1 rRNA gene is annotated in these 600 nt (G+C 46.6%); it reads left to right on the top strand.

Going from position 1 to position 600, the window contains the following annotated elements:
- Positions 1 to 179 precede the first annotated feature (179 nt).
- A 23S ribosomal RNA gene (locus L5M10_RS24070) occupies positions 180 to 600 on the top strand; the annotation flags it as partial.

The following is a 600-nucleotide window of genomic DNA, read 5'->3' as shown; positions in this document are numbered from 1 at the left end:
AAGCATTGAACATGAGTTCTCAAACACTTTATTAAGWGTCTTGAATATTCAATAGTAAATTATTCTTTATTGAATAGTTTACGTCTAAGGCGCGTCCACTTCTTTGGTCAGAAGTGAGACAAGTAAAACCAAGCTGGTCGCAATGCGGCGCAGATGAGTGAAACTCATTTGGGTTGTATGGTTAAGCGACTAAGCGTATACGGTGGATGCCTTGGCAGTCAGAGGCGATGAAGGACGTAGTAACTTGCGAAAAGCGTTGGCGAGCTAGTAACAAGCATTTGAGCTAACGATGTCCGAATGGGGGAACCCGGCCGCATAAGCGGTCATCATGTAGTGAATACATAGCTACATGAGGCGAACGAGGGGAACTGAAACATCTAAGTACCCTTAGGAAAAGAAATCAACCGAGATTCCCCTAGTAGCGGCGAGCGAACGGGGATTAGCCCTTAAGTCAGTGGGGTGTTAGTGGAATGCGTTGGAAAGCGCAGCGGCACAGGGTGATAGCCCCGTACATGAAAACTAACCATTGATGAAAACGAGTAAGGCGGGACACGTGACATCCTGTTTGAATATGGGGGGACCATCCTCCAAGGCTAAATA

Origin of the sequence: Shewanella sp. SM32, assembly GCF_025654235.1 — a bacterium.
Classification (GTDB): Bacteria; Pseudomonadota; Gammaproteobacteria; order Enterobacterales; family Shewanellaceae; genus Shewanella; species Shewanella oncorhynchi.
This window is presented reverse-complemented; position numbering and strand designations above follow the sequence as displayed.